Source organism: Sphingobacterium sp. UBA7253 (genome assembly GCF_002472745.1).
In the GTDB taxonomy this organism is placed as follows: Bacteria; Bacteroidota; Bacteroidia; order Sphingobacteriales; family Sphingobacteriaceae; genus Sphingobacterium; species Sphingobacterium siyangense.
This window is the reverse complement of the sequence record NZ_DKSP01000104.1, coordinates 39,973-40,377: the sequence shown is the minus strand read 5'-3', so window position 1 is coordinate 40,377 and position 405 is coordinate 39,973. Positions and strand designations below refer to the sequence as shown.

Annotated in this window: 1 protein-coding gene; it reads left to right on the top strand. The window is 41.5% G+C overall.

The window, feature by feature from the left end; all coding sequences use genetic code 11:
• Positions 1–156: 156 nt before the first annotated feature.
• Positions 157–405: DinB family protein (locus tag B2X72_RS10155; RefSeq protein WP_349681396.1), on the top strand; the 249-nt coding region annotated here is incomplete at its 3' end.

Here is a 405-nt window from a genome sequence, read left to right as displayed (position 1 = left end):
GAGGATCATTGATATTAGCATTTTTGCCGAAATTAACACAATTCTTTATCGCATCCAAATTACAGCTTGCACAAGAACGTATCGAAAAAAAATATTCATCGAAAACATGAACATAAAGATTAGGAACCTTGCATCTATTTTAAGTAATTTTAGGTTATGCAACATGAATTAGAAAAACTCAGATACCCCATAGGTCGTTTCGCGATACCCGATGTAATTGACAGCTCCCTGTTGAATGACTGGATCAAGACAATTGCAGATTTTCCGGCTCGGTTAAAATCCGAAGTCGGCGACCTTACGGACAGTGCGCTAGAGAAGCGCTACCGTCCTGACGGCTGGACGATACGTCAGGTCGTTCACCATTGTGCCGACAGCCATATGAATAGCTTTGTCCGGTTCAAATTG